Below are 25,650 nucleotides of genomic sequence, written 5' to 3'. Positions count from 1 at the left end.
CGCCTACCCGCCATCCGGTGATCTGCACGTGCGGGAAAGTGTGGATCCTCACGAATCGCCCGCGCCGCAGGGGGCACGCGCGATGTAGGGCCCGCGCGGCAGCGCGCCCGGCCGGGTACCGGACGGACCGCCCGACGACGTCTTCGCGACGCAGCGGGTGCCGCAGGAGCAGCCGCAGGACGCGTACGAGATCTTCCAGAAGAAGCCTGAGACCTACGGGCATGAGTCCCGCCGAGACGGAAAGCCGCAGCGTATGAAACGCAGCTCGACGCCGGACCCCGGCACGGAAGACGAGCGTCCGGACACCGGCACGAACGCGGGCGCGGGCGAGGGCACGGAGGCGGGGGCCGGCACAAGGGTGGGCCCCGGCGATCGGGTGCGGGAGCGCGCCCCCGACCGGCCCACCGACCTGCCGAAGCGATCGTGGCGAGCCGTGCTGCGCGGCACTGTGAGGGAGTTCAGGAACGACGAGCTGGCCGACCGCGCAGCGGCCCTGACCTACTACGGGGTACTGGCAATCTTCCCCGCCCTTCTCGTCCTCGTGTCCCTGCTGGGCATCGCAGGCGAGTCGACGACGCAGCGCGTGCTGGACAACCTGCGGAGACTGGCGCCCGGCTCGGTCCGGGATGTGATCAGCGATGCCGTGATGCAACTGCAAGGCAGGAGCGGCATCGGCTCACTGGTCGCGGTCGTCGGCCTGGTCGTCGCCCTCTGGTCCGCCTCCGGCTATGTCGCGGCGTTCATCCGTGCCTCGAACGCCGTCTACGACGTTCCCGAGGGCCGGTCGGTGTGGAAGATCCTTCCGCTTCGCCTCGCCCCTGACCGTGACGCTCATGCTCCTGGCCTGTGCGAGCGCACTGATCGTGGTGTTCAGCGGAGGGCTGGCCCGGCGGGCCGGCGAGGCACTCGGCGTGGGTGACAGCGGGTTCGCGGTCTGGTCGATCGCGAAGTGGCCGGTGCTGGTCCTTCTCGTCACGATCATGATCGCGCTGCTCTACTGGGCTGCTCCGAACGCCAAGGGGCGCGGCTTCGCATGGGTCACCCCCGGAAGTTTCCTGGCCCTGGCGATCTGGATGACCGCCTCGGCCGGCTTCGCCTTCTACGTCGCGAACTTCGCCTCCTACAACAAGACATACGGCACGGTCGCGGGCGTGATCGTGTTCCTGGTGTGGCTGTGGATCACCAACCTTGCCGTTCTCCTCGGGCTGGAGTTCGACGCGGAACTGGCCCGCCAGCGGGCGATCGCGGGAGGGCTGCCCGAGCACGAGGAGCCGTACGTGCAGCCCCGCGACACCAGGGCATGGAGCGACGAGGACCGTCGCCGCATGGAGGGATCCGCCGTCCAGCCCGGAGGCAGGGAGCAACGAGACGTATCCGATCGACTCGAGGACGAGGTGAAGAATCATGCGCACGATCGAACCGAGCACTCGCCCCGCCGATGATTCGGTGGGCGTGCTGATCTCGCGGGCGTCTCAGCAGATCTCGGAGCTGGTGCGCCAGGAAATGCAGCTCGCGCGGGCTGAGATGACGCAGAAGGGGAAGCGGTTCGGCACGGGTGGCGGCCTGTTCGGCGGAGCCGGACTCCTCGGCTTCCTGGCCGCCCAGGCCCTGGTGGTGGCGGGGATCGCCGCACTGGCTCTGGTACTTCCCGTCTGGGCCTCGGCCCTCATCGTCACCGCCGTTCTGGCGACGAGCGCCGTGGTGGTGGCGATGGCAGGCAAGAAGCAGATCGCGCAGGCAGGCACACCGGCGCCGGAGCAGACGATGCACAGCCTCCAGGCCGACGTGGCCGAGATCAGGGAGAAGGCACACCGATGACCAGCCAGTCCCGCAACGAACCCGCTCCCCGCCGGCCCGCTGCTCCCCAACAGCCCGATCAACCTCGGCAGCCGACCTCCGGCGAACCCTCTGCCGAGGAACTGCGGGAACGGATCGAGCACACCCGCGATGAACTCGGCCGCACCGTCGAGGCGCTGGCCGCCAAGGCCGATGTCAAGGCGCAGGCCCGGGAGAAGACGGCCGCCGTGAAGGAGCAGGCCACGGAGAAGGCCGCCCTGGTGACGGGACGGATCCGGGGCGGGGTCGACCATGCCGTGCACCTGGCGGCCGAGAAGACCCTCGACCCCGTTTTCGACAAGGCGCGGCGGGCCGCACTGCTCACGGTCGGCGCTGCCCTGATCGTGTTCCTGCTGGTGCGGGGCAACCGGAGGAGGCACCAGTGAAAGCGTCGGCGATCGCATACAAGCCGGTCGGACTGGCGTTGGGCGCCCTCAGCGGCGCACTCGCCGGACTCGTGTTCAAGCAGGTCTGGAAGCTGATCGAAGGGGCGGACGACGCTCCCGACGCGACCGACGAGGACCGCTCCTGGCGGGCGATCCTGGTTGCCGCGGCCCTGCAGGGCGCGATCTTCGCGGCCGTCAAGGCCGCCGTCGACCGTTCCGGAGCGGTCGCCACCCGGCGCCTCACGGGCACCTGGCCCGGCTGATCGGCCGCAGCTTTCAGAGAGTGGAGACGCTCACCCAAGTGGCGGCGACGGCCAACGGCCGTCGCCGCTTCCATGTTTCGACCGGGTGGTCGCACGGCTGATGCGCTGATCCCGTCGAAACATGCTGGTCCAAGAGCCTTCAGGCGCGGACCCCGACGATGATCAGGCGCTCCGGACTCTGTCCAGTTCTTGACAGAACTTGAGCATAGTCCGACGCTGAGAGCGCTCTCAGGTATCAATGTATGAACATGGGAGCGCCGAACCTCCCCACCGTCAGGTGCCCCCCACAAGGAGGAAGAGCGTGTTCCGTTTATCGAAAGTGCTTGCATCCGGGATAGCAGCACTGGTTGTCGGCGCCGGTCTGATGGTTTTCGGCCCGTCGCCGTCCGCAGAGGCCGTACCGGCGACCATCCCGCTCACGATCAAGAACAACTCGGGACGCAGCGAACCGGTCTACATCTACAACCTGGGTACGCTGCTGACGACCGGCCAGCAGGGCTGGGCCGACGCCAACGGCGGGTTCCACCCGTGGCCCGTCGGAGGCAATCCCCCCACCCCCGCGCCCGACGCGTCGATCGCGGGACCGGCCAACGGACAGACCAGGACCATCCGGATGCCCAAGTTCTCCGGACGCGTCTACTTCTCCATCGGCCAGAAGATCGTCTTCAAGGTCAGCACCGGCGGCCTGGTGCAGCCCGCCGTGCAGAACCCCTCCGACCCCAACCGCAACGTCCTGTTCAACTGGTCCGAGTACACGCTCAACGATGCCGGTCTGTGGATCAACAGCACCCAGGTCGACATGTTCTCGGCCCCGTACGCAGTCGGCGTGAAGGCGGCGGGCGGTACGGTCACCAACACCGGGCGGCTCAAGCCGGGCGGCTACAACGCCGTGTTCAGCCAGCTGCGTTCGGCAGGCTGGGGCGGATTGATCCAGAACCGTCCCGACGGCACCCCGCTGCGCGCGCTCTCGCCCGGTCACGGCATCGAGGCGGGCGGAATCCCCGCCGGTGTCATGAACGACTACATCAACCGCGTCTGGAGCAAGTACAGCTCTTCCACACTCACGGTGACGCCGTTCGCGAACCAGCCGAACGTCAAGTACTACGGCCGTGTCTCGGGCAACGTCATGAACTTCACCAACGGCTCGGGAGCGGTGGTCACCAGCTTCCAGAAGCCGGATTCCGACAGCGTCTTCGGCTGCTACAAGCTCCTGGACGCACCCAACGACCAGGTCCGCGGCCCGATATCCCGAACCCTGTGCGCGGGCTTCAACCGGTCGACGCTGCTGAGCAACCCCAGCCAGCCCGACGCGAACGGCGCCAACTTCTACCGTGACGCCGTCACCAACCACTACTCCCGCGTCATCCACGGACAGATGGCCGACGGTAAGGCGTACGGCTTCGCCTTCGACGACGTGGGCGCCCACGAGTCGCTGGTGCACGACGGCAATCCCCAAGAGGCCTTCATGACACTGGAGCCGTTCAACTAGGCGAGGACGAAGCGGAGTACGAGCACAAGGACGAAGACGCGGGCGCCCGACCCCTTCCGGGCGCCCGCGTCTTCCTGTCGTCGCCGGAGCCCACGTTCGGTCTCCCGGTGAAGGACGAGGACGCAGGGACGGACGGCGTGACGCGGTGCGCAGGACGGTGGAAGCTCTTCGCGGCGCTCGCGCGCCACCCTGGCGTGACGTTCGAGAGCGAGAGTGGGAGTGGGAGTGGGAGTAAAAGCGGGACCGAGCAGCAGCGCAAGCCATGACTGTACGTAGCTGCTGCGCTGCCGGACCGCCGCCGACATCCACCGGCCGATCACGGCGACGGAGGGAGCAAACCCCCGCTTTCGCCGTCACCTTCCGCACTCGTCCGGTCACCGGATCCGCCAGGTCTGGGCGCCGTCGCGGAGGCGGCGTAATCTGGCCGAACCGCCATGGAACGCGCGCGTGCCAGGCAAACGGTGCGCGCTCCGTGTACCCCGCCGTACCCCGCCGCGACCGATCCAGGGAGGCGGCATGTGACCGATCCGTTCGGCTTCCTCAGGATCCCCCGCGAGGCCGTGCCGGCCCGCCCCGTCGAGGAACGGCTCCGCGACTGGCGCGAGGTCCACGCGGGCCAGGCGTTGCTGCCGCTCGTCTCCCGCCAGGCCGACCGCTGCATGGACTGCGGCATCCCGTTCTGCCACACCGGCTGCCCCCTGGGAAACCTCATACCCGAGTGGAACGCGTACGCCGCCCACGGAGACTGGCGCACGGCGTACGAGCGGCTCCACGCGACCAACAACTTCCCGGAGGTCACGGGCAGGCTCTGCCCCGCCCCCTGTGAGGACGCATGCGTCCTCACGATCAACGCGGACCCGGTGACCATCAAGAACGTCGAGCAGACGATCGCGGACGAGGGCCTGCGGCTCGGCTTCATGACCCCCCGGCCGCCGGAGAAGAGCAGCGGCAGGACGGTGGCCGTCATCGGATCCGGTCCGGCCGGACTGGCCGCGGCGCAGCAGCTCACCCGGGCCGGGCACCGCGTCACGGTCCACGAGAGGGCCGACCGGATCGGCGGACTCCTGCGCTACGGCATCCCCGAGTTCAAGATGGAGAAGGCGCACCTGGACCGCCGTATCGAGCAGATGCGGGCCGAGGGGACGCTGTTCGTGACGGGCACGGACGTCGGCGGCGCGACCGGTGCCGGAGCGGACGCGCTGCGGAGCGCCTGCGACGCCGTCGTCGTCGCGATCGGCGCCGGTGAACGCCGCGAACTGCCGGTGCCCGGCCGTTCGCTGCACGGCATCCACCAGGCCATGGACTACCTGACCTGCGCCAACCGGGTGCGGGAGGGCGACTACGCCGTATCGCCCGTGACCGCCGAAGGCAGACACGTGGTCGTCGTCGGCGGCGGGGACACCGGCTCCGACTGCCTCGGGACGGCCCTGCGGCAGGGCGCGGAATCCGTGCTCCAGCTCGACATCAATCCTGAGCCGGGTGCAGACCGCACCGACGGCGAGCCCTGGCCGGTGTACCCGAGGACGTACCGCATCTCCCACGCTCACGAGGAGGCCCGCGGGCGCGAAGGCAGAGACCCCCGGCTGTTCGCCTGCGCGACCCTGCGCTTCGAGGGGGACGCCTCCGGCCGCGTACGGGCGCTGCGCCTGACCGCCGTGGAGCCGGTGGCCCGCAGCCCCGTGGCCGGCACCGAGTACGTGATACCGGCCGGCCTGGTCCTGCTGGCCCTCGGCTTTTCTGGCCCCGAGCGCTCGGGCGGCCTGCGCGAGCAGCTGGGACTGGAACTCGACGAACGCGGCAACTTCGCGCGTGACGCCCGCTTCGCGGCGGGCGCCGGACGGGCGCCGGGAGTGTTCGTCGCGGGAGACGCGGGCCGGGGGCAGTCGCTGGTGGTCTGGGCCATCGCCGAGGGCCGGGCGGCAGCCGCGGCCGTGGACCGCTACCTGACCGGCTCGACGTGCCTCCCGGCCCCGGTCGCCGCGCACGACCGCCCGATGACGGCCTTGGGACGCATGCGCTACGGGGATTTCTGAGGCACGTCCTCCGGATCCTGCCGGATCCTGCCGGACTCTCGACGGACTGCCGGTGCGGCCCGGCCACCGTCCGCGACTAAGATCACTGGCTCGATGGCGATGCGACCTACGCGACCTGGGGGCGGGCGAAGTTGGCAGCGGTGGTGTTCGTTCACGGCCTGTACCACCGTCCCGAGCACTTCGCCGCGGTGGCAGAGCAGCTGCAGGACGCGGGAACCGAGGTCGTCGTTCCCGAGCTGCACCGGGGCTCACTGCTCGCCGACACGGCCGCGGTCCAGGCCGCCGTCGACGCGCTGCAGGAGCCTCCGGTCGTGCTCGGTCACTCCTACGGAGGGTCGGTGATCACCGGCCTGCGCGGAGCGCGGCACCTGGTCTACCTGGCGGCCTTCGTGCCGGACGCCGGTGAGAGCGCGGCCGGTCTCGGCGGGGCGTCCCCGCAGCTCCAGGACGCGATCAGCCCTCAGCCGGACGGCTCGACCCGCCTGCACCCCGACCGGGCAGCCGCCGTCCTCTACGGCGACTGTCCCGAGCCGCTCGCAGCCCGGGCGGTCGACCTGCTGCGTGCCCAGGCCCCCGGCTGTGGGCGCGGCGTACCGGAGCGCCACGGCTGGAAGCACACTCGTTCCACCTACGTCGTCTGCGCGCAGGACCGGGCCGTCGATCCGGGCCTGCAACGGACGATGGCCACGCGCTGCACCGACGTACGCGAATGGCAGACGGGCCACTCCCCGTTCGTGGGACAGCCGCGGCTCGTCGTCCGGCTGATGCAGGAACTGCTCGCCATCACCACCTCGCGCAGATGACGGTGCCCGCTGCCCTTGCCGTCCGGCTCCGAGCAGCGTCAGGTCAGTGCTCGCGCAGCGACAGGTCAGTGCTCGCGCCCGGGGCGGCGACGTTCGCGCAAGGGCTCACCGCCGCTGTCGCCCGGCCGGTCCAGCCGGCTGGCCTCGTCGGTGTCCGCCGCGCGCACGGCCTGTTCGTCCTTGGGGCCGGGTGCGGTGTGCGACGTCCTGCGACGTCGCTGTTGGTCGTGGTCGTCATCGTGGTCGTGGTGGTGGAGCGGGGCGCCGCCGGCGCCGCCCTGGTCTTCCATGGCGGATCCTTCCCGTGCATCGGAGCCCCCGAGCGGCTGCTGCCCGGGCCGCGGCACCCGAAACCTGGACGACCCGCACGGCACGGCACGATGCGGGCTGTACAGCGAGCCCATGGGCCCGTGTGCGTTGCGTCGCCCGGAGCTCCGGGCTCCGGCCGGCCCGCGTAGGCGATGTGCCCGCCCAGGGCCCCGCTGACCGCCACGGCACTCAGCCCGGCCAGCGACCAGAGGCGGCCGCGCGCGCCGGCCCCGCAGCCGGTCCGACAGCGAGACCACGTAGCAGCCGACGGCGGCCACGTTGGCGATCGCGTGCGCGACCCCGACCCTGGCCTGCCGCGGCGGCAGCTCCGCCCAGTCCGCCCACCCGGCCGCGGCCGCCGGAGCGCCCCCGACGAGGCCGACCGCCGTCAGGACCGTGGCGTACCGGTGCGCCCCGGGCACGGTGTCCAGCACGGCGGCGGACAGCCAGCACCCCATCGGTACCTCCACCAGCATGGGATGCGCGGGGTGCCCCAGCGGCTCACCCCGCAGCAGCCCGCGGAGCGGTCCGGTGTCCACGCCAGCAGCCCTGAGCCCTGTCCTTCGGCTGTTGCCGATCCCCAACGGTCACGCTCACCGAAGGGCATCGGCACGCAAGGACTCCACGGCCCTGGACAGGCTGGACGCGGCGTGACCCGCGCGGACCTGGTCGTCGAAGAGCCGCTGCAGCGGCGCCAGCAGGTCCGTCGGCAGTCCCTGCACCTCGGTGGTGGAGAGGATGTTGCGCAGCCCCACCGCATTGATCTCCAGATTGGAGGTGGTCGTGGCGTAGTCCTTCGCATCGATCTCCTCCGCGAAGGCCGGGAGGGCGTCGGCGGCCGCCGTCAGCCACCGCACCAGCGGGCGCGTCAGCTCGGCCGCCCCGATTCCCTCCGTGTCGGCGAGTGCCACGGCCTGGAAGAACCCGGCGAACATCCCGTACATCCCGCTGAGCAGAGCGGTGTCGTACACGGAGGACAGCTCGGGAGCCGGGCCGACGAGGCTGCCCTCACCGATCGTGTCGAGGACCGTGCGGTAGGTCCGGTACGCCGCCTCGTCGCCGCTGTAGAGGACGAAGGCGGCGGAGGTGCCGATCGTCTGGGGCACCGCGTACACCGCGCCGTCCAGGTAGGCGGCCTGCTGGTCGGCCGCCCAGGCGCCGAGGGCGCGCGCGGCCGGCGGGGTGCCGGTGGTCAGGTTGACGACCGTACGGCCGGCCAGTGCCCCGGCCGTCGGCAGCAGCAGCTCGCCGACCGTGTCGTAGTCCAGAACCGCGACGACGACGAGTTCTGCTGCCGCTACGGCATCGGTGGGAGTGCTCGCGAGGGACGCTCCGCGGGCCACCAGAGCGTCGGCCTTTCCCGCCGAGCGGTTCCACACGGTGGTGGGGTGTCCCTGCGTCAGGAAGGCGTCGGCCAGGGCTTGGCCGAGGTTGCCCAGGCCGATGACGCTTACCGGGATCCGGTGGGGTGCGGCGGCGATTGCGCTCATGATCGGTCTCTCCTCGTGTCGGTGGTGCTGTCGAACAGGACCCACCCTGCGAGGCCACGCTGCCGGTCTGCTGCCGGTCTGCTGCATCTCCGCTGCCGGTCTGCCGGTCAGCCGTCTGCTGCCGGACGTCTGCAGGGCGGCCGCGGGACCGCTCGGCCGGGCCCGCTCCGCGGCGGGGACACGGAGCCCAGGTGGGGGACAGCGCGCCGGTTAGGCTGATCGACATGCGTGTGGGGGTTCTGGGGCCGTTGGTGATCTGGACGGGTGACGGCGAGCCGGTGGCCGTGACCGGGGCGCGGGTGCGCCGACTGCTCGCCCGGCTGCTCGTCGAACCGGGCCGCCCCGTCTCCGCCGACCGGCTGGTGGACGCACTGTGGGGCGGCCCGGACGCCGAACTGCCCCTCCACCCGTATGCGAGCCTCCAGGGCCAGGTCTCGCGGCTGCGCGCCGCACTCGAGCGCGCCGCGCCGCAGGACGGCCGCGGCCGCCTGCTCCACGAAGCGGGCGGCTACCGGCTGGAGCTCGCGCCAGGGCAACTGGACGCTCAGCGGTTCGCCGAGCTGGCCGCCAGGGCCCGCGTACAGGCCCTCGTACCCCGACCCCGTGCCGAGTTGCTGGGCGAGGCCCTCTCCTTGTGGCGCGGCGAGGCATACGCGGGCCACACCGACGACCCGTCCGTGCGTGCCGCGGCCGCCCGGCTGGAGGAGGAACGTCTCCTCGTGCGGGAGGAGTTACTGGACCTGCGGGTGTCACTGGGCGAGGAGCGCGTCGTTCTCGGCGAGCTCGACCAGCTCGTTGCGGCCCATCCGCTGCGCGAGCGACTGCGCGCCGTCCAGCTGCGGGCGCTGTACCGGGCGGGTCGGCAGACGCAGGCACTGGAGAGCTACGAAGCACTCCGATACAGGCTCGACAGGGACCTCGGACTGGAGCCGGGCCGGGAATTGACGGCACTGCGGCGGGCGATCCTCCGCCAGGACCCCGACCTTGACCTGCAGCCCCCTCCGCGCAACCAGGCAGCGCCGGCAGACGGAGGAGCCCGGCGCGCGGTCCCCGGCGGCGATGCGGCGGCAGCAGTCCCAGGGGCCGCACAGGCCCCGCAGTCGCCACAGGCCGCGCAGGCCGCGCCGCGTACGGGCAGAACCGGAATCGCCGGACGGCCGCGGCTGCCCGAACCGCTCACCCGACTCGTCGGACGCGGAACCGATCTCGCCGCCGTACGGGCCCTGTTGGCGCACTCCCGGCTGGTCACCCTCACCGGACCCGGCGGTGTCGGCAAGACCCGCCTGGCCGTCGAATGCGCAGGCGAGGCGTCCGCCCGCCACACGGACGGCGCGCACCTGGTCGAGCTCGCGCCCCTCCCCGCAGGCGCACCGGCCGACGCCGTGGCCGGCGCGGCACTGCGGACCTTCGGCGTACGCAGCCCCGAGGGCGAACACCCCGAGGCCGTGCATCTGCTCGCGGGCGCCCTCCGGGAACGGAGCCTCCTCCTGCTGCTCGACAACTGCGAGCACGTCTGCGACGCCGTGGCAGAGGTGCTGGCGGCGGTACTCCCGCAGGCGCCCGGGGTCTCGGTGCTCGCCACCAGCCAGGAGCCGATCAACCTGGCGGGGGAGGCGGTGCACCCGGTGGCGCCCCTCGAACCCGCCGATGCCGTCGCCCTGTTCACGGCCCGCGCCGGACTCCCGCCGGACCGTACCGCCACGCCCGAGGACATGGCGGCCGTCGAGGGCCTGTGCGTCCGGCTCGACGGGCTTCCGCTCGCCCTGGAACTGGCCGCCGCCCGCGCCCCCGCCCTCGGCGTGCACGGCCTGCTCGCCGGACTCGACGACCGGTTCGCCCTCCTGTCGCGGGGGCTGCGCGGGGTACCCCCGCGGCAGCGCACGCTGCGAGCGGTGATCGACTGGAGCTGGGCACTGCTCGGCAGCGCTGAAGAATCGGTCCTCCGGCGGCTGTCCGTACACGGCGGCGACGCCTCGGCGGAGGCCGCGGGTGTGGTGTGCGCGGACGCGCTCGGGGACGCGCCCGCGGACGTTCCCGTACCGCCGGACCCACAATCCGCCCCGGTTCCCGAGGTACGGGAACACCAGGTTCCGCTGGTGCTGGACCGCCTGGTGGAACGCTCGCTCGTGGTCCTCGTCGACCGTCCGGAGGGCCGCCGCTACCGGCTGCCGGAATCCGTGAAGGCATACGCCCGGGAGCGACTGCGGGAGGCCGGTGAGGAGCGAGGCGCCCGCGCCCGGCACGGTACGTACTACCGGGAGCTGGCGCTGCGGGCCGAACCCCTGCTGCGCGGCCCGCACCAGCGGCTCTGGCTCGCACGGCTCGACGCGGCCGAGGCCGAGCTGTACCCGGCGGTCGAGGAGGCGCTCGAGCACGGCCGGGTGGTACCCGCCCTGAGCACGGCTCGCGCTCTGGCCCGGTACTGGCTGCTGCGCGGCAGACCCGCGCAGGGAGGCCGTCTGCTGGACGCCTGCCTCGCGGCGGAGCGCGACCACCTCGCTTCCCACGGCGGGCCGGACCGGGGCGGGCACGCGGGGGAGCGGATCGCCGCCGTGGCCCTGGCGACGGCCTGGCGGGCCGGCCTGACGGTGTGGGAGGGCACGTCGCTGTCCTCCGAGGGCCTGCTGCGTGCCGCGGCGGCCGCCCTCGACGCGCGGGAGGCGGCGGACCGCGACCCGCTCGGTCACGCCCATGCCCTGTGGTTCCTGGCCGCGGCGCAGATGGGTGCGGGGGACGTACCCATGGGTGAGGAACTCGCCGACCGGGCACTGGCCGCGGCCGAGAGGCTCGGCGATTCCTGGGGGACCGCGGCCGCGCTGAGCGTGCGCGCCCGGCACGCCCTCGCGCACGGCGACCTGGCCGGCGTACGCCGCGACGCAGAGCGCAGTGCCCGGCTGTTCGGCGGACTGGGCGACCGCTGGGGCCTGCTCCAGACGGTGTTCCCCCGAGCCGCGCTGCACGAGATCGCGGGCGAGTACCCGCAGGCGGCCCGGCTGCACGAGGAGGGCCTGGCCCTCGCCCAGGAGCTCGGGCTGAGGACCGAGGCGGGCAAGCGGCTGTGTGCCCTGGGCCGGCTGGCGTTCCTTGCGGGGGAGTACGAGGAGAGCCGTGAACGGCACGCGGACGCCCTGCGCCTGGCCAGGGAACAGAGCCACCGCGCCGGGGAGGCCGATGCCCGGATCGGACTCGGTCTGGTCGCCCGGCGCACCGGCGACCTCACCGGCGCAGAGGAGCACATGCAGGCGGTCCTGGCATGGTTCCGGGACGCCGGCTACGGGCCCGGCACGACGCTCGCCCTCGCCGAACTCGGCTTCACGGCCGAACTGCGGGGGGATGTGGAGCGGGCCCGTACCCTGCACGCCGAAGGACTCGCGGCGGCGCGGGCACTGGGAGACGCACGTGCGGTGGCGCTCGCCCTGGAGGGCCTGGCGGGCACGGCAGCGGCCGGCGGCGAGCCCGAGCGGGCAGCGCGGCTGCTCGGCGCCGCCGATGCGGCCCGCACGTCGGCTGGCACGCCGCTGCCGCCCGCCGAACGGCACGACGTGGACCGGGCCTGGTCGGCCTGCCTGTCCGCACTGGGCCGGACGGCGGCCGAAGCGGCCTTCGCCTCCGGCGCCGCACACCCACCCGTGGCCGAAGCCCCGGTCCACTGCTGAGAGCCCCCTGGCCACTCGCCCCATGGCGGAGGCTCTGGGCACGTCGGCAAGGGGGAGTCAGGGGCCGGCCCACTCGAACAATGATCGCGATCCGGCGTCGGGGGACGTCCCTGCCGGCTTTCCGGTGTGCGCGCACCCGACCCGATCGGGCACAGGATGTCGGGTCAGGCAGGGTGCCCGCTCCCTAGCATGGTGATCACGAAAGAGGAAGGAGACCGGGAGTGCTGGAGCGTCTCAACCAGACCCTGGAGTACATCGAGCGCCACCTCGACCGGCAGGTCGACGGGGCTGAGCTGGCACGCATCGCGGCCACCTCGGAGTACCACCTGCGCCGGATGTTCTCCGCGCTCGCGGGCATGCCCCTGTCGGAGTACGTACGGCGCCGCCGTCTCACGCTCGCGGGTGCCGAGGTGCTCGCAGGGCAAGAGTCTCTGCTGGAGATCGCGGTGCGCTACGGCTACGGCTCGGGCGAGGCGTTCGCCCGGGCGTTCCGCGCGATGCACGGGGTCGGTCCGGGCGAGGCCCGGCGCACCGGCGCCGCGCTCGTCTCCCAGCCCCGGTTGACCTTCCGTCTCACCGTCGAAGGGACCAGCAGCATGCGTTATCGCGTAGTGGACAGGCCGGACTTCAGCGTCGTCGGCCTCAAGGCCCGGGTGCCACTGGTGCACGCGGGGCCGAACCAGGCGATCATCGACTTCGTCCGCGGGACCGACCCGCAGGTCCTGGAGCGCCTGGAGAAACTGTCGGACCAGGAGCCCCACGGCATCGTCGCGGTCTGTGACGACCTGGACCCGAGCCGGGCGGAGGGCACCGAACTCGACTACTACCAGGCGGTGATCACGTCGGCGGCCGCCCCCGAAGGGGCAGCGGTCCTGCCGGTCCGGGCCGGCACCTGGGCCGTCTTCACCACCTCCGGACCGGCCCCGCAGGCCATCCAGGAGCTGTGGCGGAACGTGTTCACGCAGTGGTTCCCGTCCAACCCCTACCGCAGCCGGCCCGGCCCGGAGATCCTACGGACCCGTATGTCCGCGGACCACACCGAGGCCGATGCCGAGCTGTGGCTCCCGGTGGAGCGGGAACAGGGCTGAACAAGGCCCGAGCCGACAGGCGTCGGAAGGCGTGAGAGGTCCGGTCCGGGGTACAGAAACCGGACAAGCCGAGGTGGGCCGAGGGGCGGGGGCGCTGATGGGTCGGGCATTGCGTGTGGGGATAGGCGTGCTGCTGGCCGGATTCGTGCTCTGGTACGGCTCGTACTACACGACGATCGCGGTCTGGGAGCTGCGCAAGCTCTTTGCCTGGTTCGCCCTGCCCCTGCTGGCCGCGGGCGGCTCCGCGACGGTGTGGCTGCTGGTCGCATGGCTGCGGCGGCGTGCCGGGCGCGGCGCGGGCGCCGGGGACGGGGCCGTCGTCATCGGGTGCCTGGGCGCCGTCGTCGGACTGGGCCTGACCGTCGGCTGGCTGGTGTACGGCTCGTACCTCCAGGACCGGGCGTACATGGCCACCGCGAAGGTCGTGACCGAGCCCGTACCCGGCCTGACGGCACGGGTGCCGTACGTGGCCGGCAAGGCGCAGGCCGCCCCGCACCTGGGCGATGTCACCGGTGAGATCTCCGACATCACCTACCTGCCCGACTCGGACCGGTTCGCCACCCTGGTGGAGCGGCGCGGCTGGCTGGCCGGGTACGAGGTCGGCCTCGTGCAGGACGTCCCCCTCGGCGGCGAGAGCCGCAGCCAGGAGCGCTGCCCGTTCGACGTGTCCGTGGCGGACGCGCGAATCAGCGGCTGGTTCTCCCACAACCTCGGCAGGAAGATCTCGGCGGAGAAGCGCTGGGTCCGCTTCGAGGCCGACGACGCCTACGCGACCTGCTCGGGCGGCACACCGGTCGTGGTCGTCCCGCTCAAGCGGCAGACCGGGCTCCTCGTCGTGACCGAGCGCCCCGCCGGGGTCGCGCTCTACAACGGCCGGACGGGAAAGCTCACCGTCACCACCGACACCTCCGCCGTCCCCGGTCCCTCGTACCCCATCAGCCTCGCGGCCCGTCAGCGGGAGGGAACGGCTGCGGTGGGCAGCTTCAGCGACTGGTGGTTCGAACGCAGCGGCTGGGACGCCTCCGAGGACGGCGCCAACGAGGGCAACGAGTCCGAGTTCACCCTCCGGTACCGCGAGGCGGCCGGGCGCAGTGCGTACGTCACTCCGCTCACGCCGCAGGGGGAGGCCAGCTCGGTGGTGGCCGTATCGACGGTGCCCACCCGCCACGAGGGCGGCGGGCTCGCGCCGATGACCGTCCACCGCCTCGATCCGGCGTGGTCGTCCCCGAAGGCGTTGGTCGCCCTGATCAAGGCCGAGTACCGGGACGTCTGCTGCTACAACGACGACCAGGTCTTCGAGGTCGTACCCACCGGGGGCGGCACATGGACGGCGACCGTCGGCAGCGAGCAGAACGTCCGCTATCGGGTGGAGGGGAAGGGCCAGGTGGGCGGCCGTGAGGCGACCTGCCTGAAGGCGGCCGACGGAGCGCTCATCCGGTGCGCGTACGCGGCTCCGGGCTCGCCCGAGGAACAGGAGCTCAAACGCCGGGAGCAGCAGAAACAGCAACAGGAGCAGGGAGCGAAGAGCCCGGGCGGTACCGGCGATCTGACGGGGTACACGAACGAGCAACTGGCCGAACTCCAGCGCCGGATGACCGAGGAGATCGGCCGCCGCCTGAAGGCCGGATGAGCCGTGAGCCGGGTGCCCTGTGCCGCGGGCGCCGGCCGCGACATCCGGAGACGAGGACCACCCCGGACCGGACGGAGGCACGGGAACGAACCGGGAAGGTATTCGCAAAGGTATGCGCGGATGCATACTCGGGGTATGGCAGATACAACCGTGAAGGTCGACTCCGAGACCCGGGACCGTTTCGCTGCTGTTGCCGCTGCTCGTGGCAAGAGCGTGCGCGCCTATCTGGCGGAGCTGGCCATCGAGGAGGAGAACCAGCTCGCCCTGGGTCGGGCGACCGCCGTGTTTCGCGAAACAGTGGGCCGGCCGGGCATCTCGGCCGCGTTCGACGGTGAGTTCGGCGGGCTGCCCGCGTCCCCGGGAGCGAACGGCGCGGCCTGACCTTCCGCTCCCCGTGGCGCCTGCTTACCTTTGTGGCATGGGGATGCAGCGGATGGACGGCAGTGCGGGGGACGCGGACTACGGCAGGATCGGCGTCGGCTACAGCGCCTACCGGCAGCCCGATCCGCGCATCGCGGCGATCATCCACCGGGCGATCGGCGACGCCCGGACCGTGGTCAACATCGGCGCCGGGGCGGGCTCGTACGAGTTGGCGGCATGGGAGATCACCCCGGTCGAACCCTCCCGGTCCATGCGGGCACAGCGGCCGGCGCACCTCCCACCGGCCGTCGATGCGACTGCTGAGCACCTGCCTTTCGCCGACGATGCCTTCGATGCGGCCATGACCGTTTTCAGCGTGCACCAGTGGAGCGATCTGGGCGCGGGGCTGCGGGAGATGCGGCGCGTGGCCCGCGGCCCGGTGGTCGTACTGACCTGCGACCCGGATCTGGTGCGTGACTTCTGGCTCTACGCGTACGCGCCGCTCGTCCTCGACACCGAGGCCCGGCGCTACCCTGCTCTGGCCGACATCAGGGAAGCGCTCGGCGGCCGCACCACCGTCGAGCGGGTCCCGATCCCCGCCGACTGCACGGACGGCTTCAACGAGGCCTACTACGCCCGCCCGGAGCGTCTCCTGGATCCGGGAGCCCGCCAGGCGTGCTCGGCCTGGAGCTTTGTCGGACCGGCCGTGCAGGAGCAGTACGTCGACCGACTCCGCCAGGACCTGCAGGCCGGAGTCTGGGACGAACGCCACGGAGCCCTGCGCCGACAGCCCAGCCTGATCGGCTCCCTCGTCCTCGTCCGCGCCGTGCCCTGATCCGAGCCCCTTCCCCGACCGCGGTGCTGCCGAAGAGGCGGTCCCGCAACTCACGGGGCTCCTGCTCCGTTGAAAGAGGTGCTCGACGGCTCAACTCATCAGCTCAGGAGCCTCGTTGGTTCCCCGTTCTGCCGCACTCGACCTGCCGCATGCCCTGGTCGAGTGGGTATCCATGCTCATCGTCACCCGTGAGGGTGGCCGACGCTGTCAGCTCCCGCCCCAGCAGCGCGCTCTCGTGGGCCCGGTCTACCTTCGCCGGCACGACACGCTCGCGCAGATCGCCGCCGGCTTCGGCATATCCGTCGGAACTGCCCACGCCTACGTCGCGGCCGTCGTCGATCACCTGTCCCACCGGCACCCGGCCTGCTGCGGGTCCTGCGCGAGACGGATCCCCATCACGTCCTGCTCGACGGGACGCTCGCCGAGTGCGACCGGGTCGGCGACAGCCGGGCCGGCTTCTCCCAGAAGCACCGCCGTCACGGCGTGAACGTGCAGGTCGTGGCCGATCCCACCGGCAAGCTCCTGTGGATCTCACCCGCGCTGCCCGGCCGCACCCACGACCTGACCGCGGCCCGTACCCACCGCATCATCCGGATCTGCGAACACCAGGGCGCACCCGTGCTCGCCGACCGCGCCTACGGACGGCTTCCCGGCCAGGACCTCACCACAACCCAACAGACAATCAACCGAGCCCTGTCAGCGGCACGAGCACCGGTCGAACGAAGCATCGCGCGACTCAAGTCCTGGCAGATCCTCCGCCGGGCCCGTTGCAGCCCCGACCGGATTGGCAATGGCCGTCATCCAGTTGGGAACTGTCTCACGACCAGACAAGTCGACCTTCGGTGAACCGACAGACCGGGGAGCTTCCCTCGGCGATCCTCGTCAGCGTCTCCGCCACGGAGTCGAAATACTGGGCCATCGATTCGTACTCGCCCGTAACCGTGGGGCCACCCACGAACCAGCTGCCGACGCGCCCGTCCCGCGCATCGATGAACTTTCCCATCCAGCCGTCCCGGTCCGACAGGAACGGGATCCACTCGTTACGCCAGAACGGGTGGTCCGGCTGGTCCGGAGGGTCGAATCCACAGGACGTGGAGCGGTTCGCGTAGAGCTTCTCCATCGCCCGGATGCCCAGAAAGAAGCTTCCCTCGTCGGGGAACCCGTCGAAGCCGCAGCATGCCACTTCGTCGTCGACGTCTTCCTTCGGCAGATCCAGATTGTTCTGCAACAGCCACGTCCGCAGGTCCCCATGCAGGGAGATCCCCATCCGTTCCTCGGCTGCCGCGAGCATCTGCTCCGTAGCGGGCCCTGGCAGATCTGCGTGATCGGCCGACGCGTGCTCCCGAAGAAGACTCATCACACGCGACCAACTCTCAGCCACACTCATCGCCCTCTGTCCTCTGTCCTCTCTACAGGGATGTCTCCGTCCGACTACGCCACTGCGGAGGTGGGGAAGTATCGGCCGGGCAACCTTGCAGGGATGGTACTTCGAGCGTGTGTTCCATCCCTCCCCGCGATCATCTTCCGCCCCGAAGTGCAGGGTCGGCCCCTCAGCGGGTGACCGCCCGCAACTTTTCACAGACAACCCACTGTGCCCGGCGAGCCGGCCCAGCCGAGGAGCTTCCAGGACTCAAGCGCGGGCCACAGCGTCACCCTGGAGTGGCGAAGCTCAAAACGCTCACTGGTTCATCAACTGGCTCTCGAAGGTGTCTGCACGGCGCCGGATACACGCCGGCGAGCCGTCGGGGGAGAGACCGTGTGCGGGAATGCGTGTGCTTACAGGGCGGGGTCGTGGATGGGTGGTTGGGTTTGGGCGAGGGCGGCGGTGTAGCCGTGGGGGGTGGGGAGGTCGGTGAGGGTCCAGCCGGGGGTGGGTGGTGGGGTGGGGTGGGTGCTGACGTAGGGGTGGGTGAGGCCTTGGGAGAGTCCGGTGCCGGTGGCTTTGAGGCAGGCTTCTTTGCGGGCCCAGAGGCGGGCGAGTGCGGGGGGTTGTTGGTCGGGTGTGAGGGCTTTGAGTTCGGTGGTTTCGGTGGGGTGGAGGGTGTTGATGATGTCGTTGACGGTTTGGGGGGTGGGGGTTTGTTCGATGTCGATGCCGACGGGGGTGGCGGCGAGGGCGATGTAGGCGAGGTTGCCGCTGTGGGAGAGGGAGAAGTGGAGGTTGGGGTGGGTGAGGGCGGGTCGGCCGTGGGGGCCGCCGCAGGTGGGGCAGGGTTCGCGGGTGAGGGTGATGTGTTGGGGGGGTTGGTTGAGGTATTTGCCGAGGAGGATGCGGAGGGCGAGGTGGGAGGTGGTGTAGCGGTGGCGGTCGTCGGGTTGTAGGAAGCGGGCGGCTTTGGTGCGTTCTTCGGTGTCCAGGATGGTGTGTGCGTCGTGGATGTGGTGTCCGCCGATGGTGTGGGCGGTGGTGTCGAGGGACCAGACGATGGCTTGTGTGCCGGTGGGTGCGGGTCCGGTGTGGGGTGTTTCGGCGCCGAGCTGGTTGATGTGGGTGATCATCCGACCGAGGGTAGACCAGGTGGTCGGGTGGAGGGGCTGTGGTGTCGGTGTGGGTGTCCGGCGGCTGCCTGTTGCGGTGTTGCCGGTTTTTCCCGGCGGTTGAGGCATCCGGTTCGGGTGCTGCCTGCCGGTGTTCCTGTCCCGGTGTCTGGATGCTTGCGTGTCCTGCCCTGCGGTGCCCGTGTTCCGTGTGGCTGGACGCTGTGCTGTTCCTGCCGGTGTCCGGCGGCGGGCCCGCCGTGGCGTGAGCCGTTCGGTGTTCCCCGGTACGTGTGCGGATCCCGGACGGCTCGCCGGCGGGCACTGCGACCGCGGCCCGCTGATCGCCCCGTGCCGGGGTCGGCGGCACAGCGCCGGCCGTCCGCCAGGCGGCCCACCAGGATCGTCTCGGAGGTCTGTTGCGGGCCGGCCGGTTCTTGACACGTAGGATGCCGGGGTGGAAATCAGACTGTCTGACGCACTGGACGAACTGGTTGAGCTGCAGGAAGCATCCGAGGAAGCGCACGCCGGGTTGATGCGCCTTCAGGAGGAACTCGGCGACGCGGCTCAGTGGACCGACGAACAGAACGTGACCTGGCGGGACGCGTGGGAGGACGCACGTGAGCCCTGGTGGCTGCTGGATACGGCCTTGGAGCACTACGCGGACACGCTCGGTCTGGAGCGCGACGAGCTGGAGGCCGAGGTGCAGAAGGCTGCAGGCCAGGTCCCGCTGCCGGACGGGGGCTGACGGGCCGCAGGCGCTCGAGGCCTGATACGCGTCCGCCCCGCAGGCAGCCTCCGCGAGGGATCGGCGACACCTCGGCCGGGGAGGGCAGCATGCCCGCTCTCCAGGGCCGGTTCACGCGTTGCCGTGGCGAACCCCATGCCGCCCGACAGATGTGACGCGGCGGTGCCACGCAGGCCGCCTGACCGTCCAGGGGCCGACGTCAGGCGCAGATCTCCCGTTCCCGGCCGGAGCTCCGGGTGGCGAGCGGCTTGAGGCGCCACCACCCGTGGGCATAGTCGGCAACCCCTTGCCTGCGCCGCAACCAGGGGTCCGGTTCCCCGGTGACGTCCTGGATCGGTCACGCCTCAAAACGATAGTCCGGTGAATCCCGCAGGGACGACGGTTCCGCCGCGGCCCCTCGGACATGTCGGAGAGCGCGCCTGTACGTCTGCCCGGGACCTGGATGGCGGGTCGGCTCGTCGGCTGGCAACCTGGGAAGAGAAGCCGTAGCGGCGGGCCGTGCCACGTGCCGCCGCCACTGGCGCGACGTGGCGCCTCCACTGTTGGAAACCACTGTTCGTGTTCCCGGGAGGTGGACCTCCTTGAGCAGGCACGCTTCGTTCATCCGAACCGCACGAGGTCTCGCTGTGGCCGGAGTCCTGTCGGCCGCAGTGGTCCCAGTATCGGCAGCACCGGCGACAGCCGTCACGTGCGACGCGGCGGCCGCTGCCCGAGCCCCGAACAGCAGCAACGACAGCGCCGTACGGAATGCGCTGGTATGCCTCATCAACAACCAGCGCACGCTGAGGGGCCTGCCCGCCCTCACCACGAACCAGGCGCTGACAACTGCGGCGCAGCAGCACTCCGCCGCCGCCGTGCAGTTGAAGTGGTGGGGTCCGGGCAAGGATTCGCACCGCAACCCACAGACCGGCTCGACACCACAGAGCCGGATCAAAGCCGCGGGCTACTGCCCGAACCCCAGGTCATGGGCCGTCGCCGAGATCACTTACACCGGCTGGGGCGGCTCGGGGACCGCGAATGCTGCGGTCAACTGGTGGATGAACGTGAGCACGTGGGGCCACCGCCAGATCATCCTCGACCCGGCTATGCGGGAGATCGGCGCCTGGGCCCAGCCGGGTTCGGCTGACCGGGCCGGGGCCGGCGCGAGCCAGGCCGGAACGTACGTCGTGACCTTCGGGCGCTGCCAGCAGTGAACCGGTGGGGTCTATGGCCGCGGTGCGTACTGCACGGCCTTCTGCAACACCCTCCGCCGGGTCTGTCCGGCTACTTCTGCTTCGCGGCACACAGGGCCGTGTCCGCTGTGTTCTCGACGCGCCTCGTGGTCGCCACGTCCGTCGGAACGGCGGTCACCGTGACGTTCGCCGCCGCGCGACCGTCGTCGGTGACCCCGCCGTGGATCCCGTACCCCATGATGGTGCCGTCGTGGCCCCAGTAGGGGCCGCCGCACGACAGCGGTCCGCTCATGATCCCCAGTCCGTACCCGGCACCGGTGTTCCCGAGGGGGACGGTGGTGCGCATCTCGGCGAGCTGCGCGTCCTTCGGCAGGCCGGCCGGGAGCGCAGTGCAGAACCAGTTGAGGCCGGAGTTGGTGGAGATCATCTGTCCCGCCGCCCAGCTGGCGGACGGGTCGATGTCCGTGGCATCGCGTCGCGCCACGGCTCACCCGCCGATTCCTTGTGGTGGCCCGGGGGGTGGCCTTCCGGGACTGTCGTGTCGGCGGGGGTCGGGAAGTAGGTGTGGCGCAGTCCGACGGCCCGGACCACTCCGGGAGGGCGCGGTGCCCTGCCGAGGCGGTGTCCCAGATGTGGCGGCGCGGCGGCGGAGGTGCGTGAAGGCTGGCTGATCTCACTGAACTCTGGCCGGGCTGGACGCTGGGGCCGTATGTCAGCGCGCGGTGACTGAATACGCGGCGAGCGCGCGGTTGCCGCGCGGCTTGGCTATGGCCCGGAGAACGTCGGCCTGACTCAGGACGAGCTGTCGCACCGGCTCGGGCAGCGCGGCCAGACGCCCATCGTTTCCCACCAGGTCGAGGCAAGCTGCGATTTCCCAGTCGCCGTCCTGAAGTTCTTCGGTATTGACCGGCTCGCTGCCGTCGGCCGTCCAGCCGGCCTCAGGCAGGAGCCGCAGCAGGCCCTCACGGGAGAAAGGTGTGCGGACGTTGCCCTGGCCATGCGATCCCGCGGCTTCGGTCTGCCCCTGGATCAGCACGGCAAGCGGATGCGCCAACTGGTCGTCGGAGGCAGGCGTGAGGTCCCACTCGGTGAACCACAGTCGCCGCGCCCACGGCCGTACCCGGGCCAGCGTGTCGCGCAGTTGCCCGAGCGATGTGAAGTACCAGGAGCAATGGGCGAGCACCACATGGTCGAAGGTGCTTTCGGGGAAGTCGACCGACGGGTCGAGGACGTCGGTGCCGAAGCGGAAGTCGATGCGCGGCCCGAGTGGGCCCGCCGCGAGCCGGGCTGCTGATTCTCCGAGCGTGACCGGCGCCCCGTAGGAGGGTGCGGCCACGTCAACGGCCACCACGCGCCCTTCGGGCCCGACCGCCTCTGCAAGTACGGCGGTCATGTCGCCCTGGCCGCAGCCCAGCTCGAGGACGGTTGAGCCGGGTGCGATGTGCCAGCTCGCCACGAGCGCGGCGCGGTGGCGAGTCTGGGTCAGCTGGGTGTCCGGGCTGTGATCGGCGGCGGCCATGCCGGCCGCGAGCGAGGGGGCCTTGGCGAGGAGATCGGAGTGATTCACAAAGTCCTTGCTGATACTCGACGGGTCAGTGCGGCCGAGGGTATGAGACGCATGGGCAGCGGCGCCTCTGAATTCCTGCACCTCACCGGCACGACGGCGGCCCATCCTGTGGGTCGGGAGCGACTTTGTTGTCTGCCGTCGTGCTGCCGCCAGGGCGTGCGTAATCCAGCAGTCCCCAAGGGCTACGACTACGACCATCTCCGCTGCTGGCTGCGCAAGCGAGGTATTCGGCACCGCATCGCCCGCAAGGGCATCGAGTCTTCACAGCGGTTGGGCCGTCACCGCTGGGTCATCGAGAGGACCGTCTCCTGGCTCGCCGGCTGCCGTCGACTCCACCGCCGCTACGAACGCAAGGCCGAGCACTTCCTCGCCTTCGCCGGGATCGCGGCGACCCTGATCTGCTGCCGCAGGCTGACCAAGGGAGGTGATACTCACTAGCATCGCCTCTCATGATCACAGTAGTCGTCACCATCGCGCTGGCGTTCGTCGGCTATGTAGCCACCTATCTCAACGGCTTGCGCCTGTCGCAGCGCCAAGAACGCCTCGCTCGCTTGAATCGGCAGCTCAGCGATTTCTACGGACCGCTGTTCGCCCTCACGGAAGCCAACAGCCGCATCTTCGGCGCGTTCATGGAGCGCAACGCTCGTCCTGACGGCAGGTCGCCCTTCGTGCATGAGATACCGCCTTCCGACGAGGAACTCGCCGAATGGCGGTTGTGGGTCAGGACCGTCTTCCTCCCGAACATTCAGGCGATGCGCGACCTCGTCATCAAGCACGCTGACCTCTTGAGCGAACCAGAGATGCCGCCGATTCTGCTTCAGCTGTGCGCCCACGTTTCCGGCTATGAGATCACAGCCGCCCGGTGGGAGCAGGGGAGCTATGACCAGCACCTGTCCGTGGTGCCCTTCCCCAGTGAGGAGATAGCCGCATACGCGCGGCACCGGTTCGCGGGCCTGAAGCAGGAGCAGGGCCGTTTGCTCGGGCGCCGGCAGGACAGCTGACCAAGAGAAACGATGTCTTAGGGCGTGGTTTGCCCGGCGGGAATGGTTAACGACAGGAGGCCGGCCCCGGCCGCAGTTGTGGTGGCCCACCGGCAGCAGACCGCTCGGGTCAGGGGAATGGACGTGGCCGGTGAGCGCCGGCTCAACGGTGCGGGGTGGTGCGGACGACAGGCTGGGCAGGGTGGTGTGGTGGGGGTGGTGGTGTTGGTGGTGGTGGGTGTGGGGTGAGTACGGTCTGTTCATGGATTTCATTGGGCCGGGGTGCCGGCGGGGGCATGTTCTGCTGGTGGCGGGGGATGTTGCTGTGCGTCGTCGGGTGGTGGAGTTGGATCCGGGGGTGAATCTGGGCGCGTTGGCGATGGTGCCGGCGGGTGTGTTGCTGGGGAGTGATGTTCCGGCTGACATGGTGGCTCTGGACGGGGTGCGGGATCCGAATACGGTGTTGACGCGGTTGCGTTCGGCTGCTGCGGCTCCGGGTCCGTTGCTGGTGTATTTGTCGGGTCGGTTGACGGCTGACCGGCGTGGGCGGTGTCTGTATTTCGCGTTGGCGGGGACGGTTTCGTCTGCGGTGCGGTACACGGCTGTGCCGTGGGAGTGGCTGGGCGGGGTGCTGGCGGGTCGGCCGGCTGGTTCGACGACGGTGTGGGTGGATTTTGTGGCGGACCGGGAGGCGTGGCCGCTGCTGGGGGAGTACGGCGGTCTGCCGCCGGTGGCGTCGGGTGTCGATGTGTACGGGGTGGTGTGCCCGCCGGGTTCGGTGGCGGGGGGTGGTGGGGTGAGTGGGTATACCCGGCAGTGGATCGATCAGTTGCGTCGTGCTCCGGTGAGGCCGGCGGATGTGCAGGTGCATGTCCTTGCGGTGGGGGCTGCGGGACTTCCGTCGGGGGCGCTGGTCGTGCCGACCGCCCGCGAGCTGGGCATGCGCCCCGCCCCCCGGCAGCAGCACCCGTACGGGCAGTCGCCACACCGGCCGGCGCAGCAGCCGCTGAACGGGCAGCAGCAGGAGGCGCTGCCGCAGCAGCGTTCGCCGCACGAACCTCAAGCACGGGCGCAGCGGTTGCCGCAGGACCCTGAACCGCTGTGGCAGCAGCATCCGCAATCGCTGTTGCAGCCTTCGCCGGTGCAGGAACAGCAGCAGCGACAGCGACAGCCGTTGGCGGAGGAGCGGCAGTCGGTGCAGCGGCCCCATGAGCCGCTGCACGAACAGCTTGAGCCGGATCGGGTTGGGTCGGACGGGCCTGGCATGGATCAGGTTGGGCTGGATCGGTTGGAGTCGGACGGGCTTGGCCCAGACCGTCTTGGGCCGGACGGGTTTGCGCCGGACGGGTTTGGGTCGGGCCGGTTGGGGGTGGGGCGGCTGGTGTTGGATGGCCGGCCTGGTCAGGGAGGGTCGGAACGGGGGGAGTTGGCTGTTCCTGGTGGGGGTTGGTTGCCGGGGGGTGGTGGGGATCCGCGGCCTTACATTCACTGGCTGGCGTCGGGGGGACGTCATGGTGAGGCGGCTTCTTTGGCGCGGGTGTGGGAGGAGTACGCGGGGGGCTTGTACGGGGGATCGTCTGTGGAGGCGGTTCAGTGGACGGAGATCCGTGCTGATCTGGCGCGGATGGCAGGTGACTTTCTTGTCGCGACGGGTTTGTGGGCGGGGGCCTGCCGGGTCCGGGTGGAATGCCAGGGGGTGGCTGCGCCGGAGGTGTATGCGGCGGCTGCGGGTGCTCTGTACTGCTGGACGCAGGTGAGGGAGCGGGCTGCGGTGGTGGAGTCGGGGCCGGGGCTGGTTGCTCTGCTGCGTGTGCTGCCCGGTATGGACCAGGGTCATCTGCGGTCGGCGCAGGCACGTCTGGATGCGCTGGGTGTGGACGGTCTGTCCCGCGCGGTTCGCGGCTGAGCCGGCCGGGGGAGGGGACAGGCCCGCGAACCGCCAACCGCGAACCGGGAGTCGGGTGCCGGGCCGGGGGGTGTGGGCAGGGTTGTTCGGTGTGGTGTGTGTGTCTTGGCCGGCATGCCGGGAAGCATGCTGGTCGGGAGGCAGCGAGTTCTGCCTCCTCGTGCTGGCTGGCTTTGAGTACCGGTTGCGGCTGGTTCCGGGGTGGCGGGGAAGACCGTGTGGCGTCGGTGTATGGCGCTGGTGACGGGGATGTCGTCCCCCGTAGTGCCGGCGCGCGTCACTGGACGGCAGAGGGCCCTCGAGCGGCCGTGGTCGTCGGGTGCCCGTAGGGCCCCCGGGCGCCTGCGGCCGGGCTGTGTGCTGGCCTTGGGCCGCCATGGACAGTCGGCCCCGCGTCTGGGGTTGGCTGTCCACCGGGTGGCCGTCCTTGTGGCGCCAGGTCGCAGGTCGGGTGCCCCGTTGCTGGGGGATCCATCGGGCCGGTGTGGGGTCACTCCCGATCAGGGGGTGGGGCGTTTTCGACGAGCCTCATCAATGCAGGGGTTTGAGGAACTGTGGTCGGGGCGCGGGTGATGCTGTGGGCCGCAGTTGGTCGACGAAGCCGCGCGAGTGGGCCGGCGG

Annotated in this window: 21 protein-coding genes and 4 pseudogenes; 18 read left to right on the top strand and 7 right to left on the bottom strand. The window is 70.8% G+C overall.

All coding sequences use genetic code 11. The features are described 5' to 3' along the window. Positions 1–253: 253 nt before the first annotated feature. The 7 genes and pseudogenes from OG444_RS00885 (at position 254) to OG444_RS00855 (ending at position 6,810) form a co-directional block, all read left to right on the top strand. A pseudogene (locus tag OG444_RS00885) lies at positions 254–1,442 on the top strand (YihY/virulence factor BrkB family protein). Next, positions 1,405–1,818, top strand: a complete 414-nt coding sequence (locus OG444_RS00880) for a phage holin family protein (protein ID WP_327260208.1) — start codon at positions 1,405–1,407, stop codon at positions 1,816–1,818. The pseudogene OG444_RS00885 and the gene OG444_RS00880 overlap by 38 nt, the downstream one beginning before the upstream one ends. Further along, positions 1,815–2,222 (top strand): DUF3618 domain-containing protein, encoded by a 408-nt coding sequence (locus OG444_RS00875; protein WP_327260207.1) that lies wholly within the window; start codon positions 1,815–1,817, stop codon positions 2,220–2,222. Before OG444_RS00880 ends, OG444_RS00875 begins: the two co-directional genes overlap by 4 nt. Beyond that, positions 2,219–2,485, top strand: coding sequence for a DUF4235 domain-containing protein (locus OG444_RS00870; protein ID WP_327260206.1), 267 nt, complete (start codon positions 2,219–2,221; stop codon positions 2,483–2,485). The genes OG444_RS00875 and OG444_RS00870 overlap by 4 nt, the downstream gene beginning before the upstream one ends. A gap of 301 nt (positions 2,486–2,786) precedes the next feature. Beyond that, positions 2,787–3,974 (top strand): glycoside hydrolase family 64 protein, encoded by a 1,188-nt coding sequence (locus OG444_RS00865; protein ID WP_327260205.1) that lies wholly within the window; start codon positions 2,787–2,789, stop codon positions 3,972–3,974. A 518-nt stretch (positions 3,975–4,492) separates the two neighbouring features. After that, the gene (locus tag OG444_RS00860) at positions 4,493–6,007 is read left to right on the top strand and encodes a glutamate synthase subunit beta (RefSeq protein ID WP_327260204.1); all 1,515 of its coding nucleotides are present in this window, start codon (positions 4,493–4,495) and stop codon (positions 6,005–6,007) included. A gap of 131 nt (positions 6,008–6,138) precedes the next feature. Continuing rightward, positions 6,139–6,810 (top strand): alpha/beta hydrolase, encoded by a 672-nt coding sequence (locus OG444_RS00855; protein ID WP_327260203.1) that lies wholly within the window; start codon positions 6,139–6,141, stop codon positions 6,808–6,810. Between the two features lie 65 nt (positions 6,811–6,875). Here OG444_RS00855 and OG444_RS00850 read toward each other — a convergent pair whose 3' ends face one another. The 3 genes and pseudogenes from OG444_RS00850 to OG444_RS00845 all read right to left on the bottom strand — a co-directional run bounded on the left by OG444_RS00850 (position 6,876) and on the right by OG444_RS00845 (position 8,609). After that, complete coding sequence (locus tag OG444_RS00850) at positions 6,876–7,100, bottom strand: hypothetical protein (protein WP_327260202.1); 225 nt, start codon at positions 7,098–7,100, stop codon at positions 6,876–6,878. A 249-nt stretch (positions 7,101–7,349) separates the two neighbouring features. After that, positions 7,350–7,658: pseudogene (locus OG444_RS40685) on the bottom strand (DUF2231 domain-containing protein); the annotation flags it as partial. 54 nt (positions 7,659–7,712) lie between these two features. Further along, complete coding sequence (locus OG444_RS00845) at positions 7,713–8,609, bottom strand: NAD(P)-dependent oxidoreductase (protein WP_327260201.1); 897 nt, start codon at positions 8,607–8,609, stop codon at positions 7,713–7,715. 224 nt (positions 8,610–8,833) lie between these two features. Here OG444_RS00845 and OG444_RS00840 point away from each other — a divergent pair, with 224 nt between their 5' ends. From OG444_RS00840 to OG444_RS00815, 6 genes and pseudogenes are all read left to right on the top strand, one after another. Beyond that, positions 8,834–12,265: an AfsR/SARP family transcriptional regulator gene (locus tag OG444_RS00840; RefSeq protein WP_327260200.1), complete on the top strand. Its 3,432-nt coding sequence runs from the start codon at positions 8,834–8,836 to the stop codon at positions 12,263–12,265. A 221-nt stretch (positions 12,266–12,486) separates the two neighbouring features. After that, positions 12,487–13,353 (top strand): AraC family transcriptional regulator, encoded by an 867-nt coding sequence (locus tag OG444_RS00835; protein WP_327260199.1) that lies wholly within the window; start codon positions 12,487–12,489, stop codon positions 13,351–13,353. Between the two features lie 97 nt (positions 13,354–13,450). Further along, the gene (locus OG444_RS00830) at positions 13,451–14,983 is read left to right on the top strand and encodes a hypothetical protein (protein ID WP_327260198.1); all 1,533 of its coding nucleotides are present in this window, start codon (positions 13,451–13,453) and stop codon (positions 14,981–14,983) included. A gap of 135 nt (positions 14,984–15,118) precedes the next feature. Continuing rightward, the gene (locus tag OG444_RS00825) at positions 15,119–15,364 is read left to right on the top strand and encodes an antitoxin MazE7 (protein WP_327260197.1); all 246 of its coding nucleotides are present in this window, start codon (positions 15,119–15,121) and stop codon (positions 15,362–15,364) included. A 37-nt stretch (positions 15,365–15,401) separates the two neighbouring features. Further along, entirely contained in the window at positions 15,402–16,178 is a 777-nt protein-coding gene (locus OG444_RS00820; RefSeq protein ID WP_327260196.1) for a class I SAM-dependent methyltransferase, read from the top strand. A gap of 115 nt (positions 16,179–16,293) precedes the next feature. Then, a pseudogene (locus OG444_RS00815) lies at positions 16,294–17,024 on the top strand (transposase family protein). On the opposite strand, the gene OG444_RS00810 reads toward OG444_RS00815, so the two are convergent. Together OG444_RS00810 and OG444_RS00805 are read right to left on the bottom strand one after the other, a co-directional pair. After that, positions 16,996–17,535 carry an SMI1/KNR4 family protein gene (locus OG444_RS00810; RefSeq protein ID WP_327266622.1) on the bottom strand — a complete coding sequence of 180 codons (540 nt, stop codon included), beginning with the start codon at positions 17,533–17,535 and terminating at the stop codon, positions 16,996–16,998. The pseudogene OG444_RS00815 and the gene OG444_RS00810 overlap by 29 nt on opposite strands. Before the next feature lie 419 nt (positions 17,536–17,954). Next, a complete protein-coding gene (locus OG444_RS00805) occupies positions 17,955–18,677 on the bottom strand; it encodes a 4'-phosphopantetheinyl transferase family protein (protein ID WP_327260195.1) in 723 nt (240 codons plus the stop codon). Between the two features lie 436 nt (positions 18,678–19,113). On the opposite strand from OG444_RS00805, the gene OG444_RS00800 reads away from it, so the two are divergent. Both OG444_RS00800 and OG444_RS00795 read left to right on the top strand, forming a co-directional pair. Further along, complete coding sequence (locus tag OG444_RS00800; RefSeq protein ID WP_327260194.1) at positions 19,114–19,404, top strand: hypothetical protein; 291 nt, start codon at positions 19,114–19,116, stop codon at positions 19,402–19,404. A gap of 626 nt (positions 19,405–20,030) precedes the next feature. Continuing rightward, positions 20,031–20,597: a CAP domain-containing protein gene (locus OG444_RS00795; RefSeq protein ID WP_327260193.1), complete on the top strand. Its 567-nt coding sequence runs from the start codon at positions 20,031–20,033 to the stop codon at positions 20,595–20,597. 70 nt (positions 20,598–20,667) lie between these two features. On the opposite strand, the gene OG444_RS00790 is transcribed toward OG444_RS00795, so the two are convergent. Together OG444_RS00790 and OG444_RS00785 are read right to left on the bottom strand one after the other, a co-directional pair. Then, entirely contained in the window at positions 20,668–21,060 is a 393-nt protein-coding gene (locus tag OG444_RS00790; protein WP_327260192.1) for a serine hydrolase, read from the bottom strand. A 228-nt stretch (positions 21,061–21,288) separates the two neighbouring features. Further along, a complete protein-coding gene (locus tag OG444_RS00785; RefSeq protein WP_327260191.1) occupies positions 21,289–22,143 on the bottom strand; it encodes a class I SAM-dependent methyltransferase in 855 nt (284 codons plus the stop codon). 177 nt (positions 22,144–22,320) lie between these two features. Between OG444_RS00785 and OG444_RS00780 the strand changes: the two are divergent. The 3 genes and pseudogenes from OG444_RS00780 to OG444_RS00770 form a co-directional block, all read left to right on the top strand. Next, a pseudogene (locus OG444_RS00780) lies at positions 22,321–22,581 on the top strand (transposase); the annotation flags it as partial. Positions 22,582–22,592: 11 nt separating this feature from the next. Next, positions 22,593–23,144, top strand: a complete 552-nt coding sequence (locus tag OG444_RS00775) for a hypothetical protein (RefSeq protein ID WP_327260190.1) — start codon at positions 22,593–22,595, stop codon at positions 23,142–23,144. Between the two features lie 241 nt (positions 23,145–23,385). Further along, a complete protein-coding gene (locus tag OG444_RS00770) occupies positions 23,386–25,029 on the top strand; it encodes a hypothetical protein (protein ID WP_327260189.1) in 1,644 nt (547 codons plus the stop codon). The last annotated feature ends 621 nt before the right edge of the window (positions 25,030–25,650 follow it).

The sequence above is a fragment of the Streptomyces sp. NBC_01232 genome, assembly GCF_035989885.1.
Lineage (GTDB): Bacteria > Actinomycetota > Actinomycetes > Streptomycetales > Streptomycetaceae > Streptomyces.
This window is presented reverse-complemented; position numbering and strand designations above follow the sequence as displayed.